This window comes from Aeromicrobium sp. PFPM2_SD2, from assembly GCF_057364525.1.
In genome coordinates, this window is record NZ_JBNFNZ010000329.1 from 1 (window position 1) to 2,837 (window position 2,837).

The window sequence follows — 2,837 nt, forward strand, 5'->3', positions numbered from 1 at the left end:
CGGGCCTCGGGGTCGCGGTGCTCGGCGTGCTCGGCGTCGCCCTGGGCCAGCTCTCGGCCGGCACCAGCGTGGTGGCCTGGCTGTGCTGGTCGGTCGTCCTGCTCGCCCTGGGACACGTGCTGTGGGCCGTGCTCGTCCGCGCGTCCCTGGACGTCCTGGACGGCGGTCGGTTCGACGCCGTCGACGCCGCCCGACGCCTCCCCCTCCCTCCGCTGGTGACGACCGGGCTCCTCGTCGGCGCGCTCGTCACGACCGGCACGGTGCTGTGCGTCGTTCCCGGCGTCGTGCTGGCGGTGCTGACCTGCTTCACGACGGTCGTGGTCGTCGACGAGGGCGTCGGACCGGTGGAGGCGGTGCGCCGCAGCGCGTCCCTCGTCGTCGCCCACGCCGGCGACGTGCTGGCGATGGTGCTGGTGGTGCTCGGCGTCCTGCTGGCCGGCCTCCTGCTGTGCGTCGGGACCGTCGTCGCCCTGCCGCTGGCGAGCCTGGCCTGGACCTACGCCTACCGGTGGCTCACCGACGAGGACCGCGTGCCTCCGGCCGAACTTCACTAGGCTCACCGCCATGACGAACGAACCGCCCCACGGCGACGACCCGCAGCGGCCGAGCAACCCCGGCGACCTGCCCGCGTACGGCTCCTACTCCGGTTCCGGAGACGTGCCCCCGCCGCCCTCGCCGGGCGGCGACGGCTACGGCTACGGCGCGCCGGAGCAGAACAAGAAGGCTCTGTGGTCGATGGTCGTCGGCATCGTCAGCTTCGTGCTCTGCGCGTTCTGCGCCCTGCCCGGTCTGCTGGGCATCGTCGCGATCGTCCTCGGTGTGCTGGGCCGCAACGAGATCAATGCCAGCGGCGGTCGGCAGAGCGGCAACGGGATGGCTGTCGCCGGTCTGGCTCTCGGCATCATCGCGGTGCTTGGCGCCCTCCTCGTCTTCGTGCTGGGCGCCCTCGGGGCCTTCGACGGCATCGTCGTCGACTCGTCCATGAGCTGAGCTCCACGCGCACGAGAGCCCCCGGCACCGACGGTGCCGGGGGCTCTCGTCGTCTGGCCTAGGGCGCGAGCCAGGCGCCGAACGGCAGGTTGCGCACGACGCTGAAGACGACGATCGCGGCGATGACCACCGCCCCGACGCGGGCGTCCAGGACGATCATCCGGGCGTCGCGGTCGCCGCGCCAGCGCCGCACGACCCACACCGCCCAGGCCACGACGAGCACCCCGGCGAGCACGACCGCCAGCAGGTTGCTGGAGACCGCACCGACGACATCGCCGTGGGTCAGCAGGTTCGCCGCGCGCAGGCCGCCGCAGCCCGGGCACGGGAGGCCGGTGACGGCCAGGTACGGGCAGAAGCCGTACGAGCCGGAGTCGTGCGGGTCGCGCAGGTGCAGCAGCGCGGCGACGGCCAGCCCACCGACGGCGACGCCCGCCGGACCGCGCAGGGCGGTCAGGCGGGCGTCGGACGTCCGGAGGGCGGTCATCTCAGGCGCGGACGACGATCGAGCTGACGATCATGTCGTGCCAGGTGCGCTTGCGCTCCTCCCACAGGGGCCACAGCAGGTCCAGGAAGCAGGCGCTGGAGAGGATCGAGTAGAGCACGTAGCGCAGGAACGCCGTGCCGACGCCCAGGACGCGGCCGTCCTGCTCGCGCACGACCTTGATGCCGACGATCTTCTTGCCCAGGCTCTGCCCGGTGCGGCCCTGGCGGACGATCATGTTCCAGACCGTGAAGGCCAGGCCGATGACGGCGGCGAGCACCATGAGGATCCAGCCGAGCGGGTTGCCCGCGTCGGTGACCTCGACCGTGCCGTCGAGCCGCTCGACCGACTCGGCGGTCGAGACCATGATGACGAAGCCCACGATGAACGGGACGATCGTGACGCCGAAGGCGATCAGCGAGTCGAGCAGGTAGGCGCCGACGCGCGAGCCCCAGCTGGCGTACGGGGCGGCGGGCTGTCCGTAGCCGGACGCCGGCGGCGCCGGCTGGTACGGCTGGCCGTACGCGGGCTGCTGGCCCTGCGGGTAGGTGCCGGGCTGCTCGGGCCCGGGCTGCTGGGGGTACCCGCCCTGCTGCGGCGGGACGCGGCCCGGCTCCTGCGGGTCACCGGGGTACGAGGGGTACTGCGGGCCGTCGGTCATCGGGCTCCTCGGGAGTCAGGTGATCAGTGGTGGTCGGCCTCGGCGCGCTTGGCGCCCAGACCCGCGGCCGACATGACAGGACCGACGATGCCGGCCGCGATGGTCACGCCCACGCCGATCCAGAAGATCACCCAGTTCGGGTCGGGGATGAGACCGACGCCACCGATCGTCAGACCCACCAGGGCCATGATGACGGCCGTCCAGGCGGCAGGGGTGGAGCCGTGGTGCATGGGTCTCTCCTCGAGTGGTGGTGCGGGCGTGCGGCCACAGCCTACTGCGTCGGGTCGCGGCCCTCGTCCAGCGCCTTCCACATGTCCGCGGCCGACTCCTCGTCGTGCGCCGCACGCTCGCGACGGCTGTGCGACGCGGGGGCCTCGTAGCGCCGGCCCATCGTCGGCCAGCGTCCCGACAGCCAGGCGACGACCGCGCCGAGCACCGCGGTGACGACGAACGCCCCGGCCGTGACCGGCCGCCAGACCGACTGCTCGACGACGTCGGGGAAGTTCGTGCCGGTGTACGCCGTGGACTCCTCGACCACCCGGGTGAAGGCGGCGCCGGTGACGTCGGCGGTCAGCGCCAGCACGCAGCCCACCACCGAGACCACGGCGACCAGGACGCCGACGACGCGTCGCACCCGCACGGACGCCGCCAGCACGGCCAGCGCCGCCGCCGACCACCGACGAGGGCCAGGGCGGCGGCGCCGGG

General features: G+C 73.4%; 6 protein-coding genes. 2 read left to right on the forward strand and 4 right to left on the reverse strand.

What is annotated here, in order from left to right; translation table 11 throughout:
- Both AC2W7G_RS13025 and AC2W7G_RS13030 read left to right on the forward strand, forming a co-directional pair.
- Positions 1 to 554 (forward strand): hypothetical protein (locus AC2W7G_RS13025; protein WP_485868817.1); only part of this gene is annotated, 554 nt, incomplete at its 5' end.
- 10 nt (positions 555 to 564) lie between these two features.
- A complete protein-coding gene (locus AC2W7G_RS13030; protein WP_485868818.1) occupies positions 565 to 990 on the forward strand; it encodes a DUF4190 domain-containing protein in 426 nt (141 codons plus the stop codon).
- Positions 991 to 1,048: 58 nt separating this feature from the next.
- On the opposite strand, the gene AC2W7G_RS13035 is transcribed toward AC2W7G_RS13030, so the two are convergent.
- The 4 genes from AC2W7G_RS13035 to AC2W7G_RS13050 form a co-directional block, all read right to left on the reverse strand.
- Positions 1,049 to 1,474 carry a DUF2752 domain-containing protein gene (locus AC2W7G_RS13035; RefSeq protein ID WP_485868819.1) on the reverse strand — a complete coding sequence of 142 codons (426 nt, stop codon included), beginning with the start codon at positions 1,472 to 1,474 and terminating at the stop codon, positions 1,049 to 1,051.
- Position 1,475: 1 nt separating this feature from the next.
- Positions 1,476 to 2,132 (reverse strand): RDD family protein, encoded by a 657-nt coding sequence (locus tag AC2W7G_RS13040; protein WP_485868820.1) that lies wholly within the window; start codon positions 2,130 to 2,132, stop codon positions 1,476 to 1,478.
- A 23-nt stretch (positions 2,133 to 2,155) separates the two neighbouring features.
- Positions 2,156 to 2,362: an HGxxPAAW family protein gene (locus AC2W7G_RS13045; protein WP_485868821.1), complete on the reverse strand. Its 207-nt coding sequence runs from the start codon at positions 2,360 to 2,362 to the stop codon at positions 2,156 to 2,158.
- Between the two features lie 41 nt (positions 2,363 to 2,403).
- The coding region (locus AC2W7G_RS13050) for a Trp biosynthesis-associated membrane protein (protein WP_485868822.1) at positions 2,404 to 2,837 on the reverse strand (434 nt) is incomplete at its 5' end.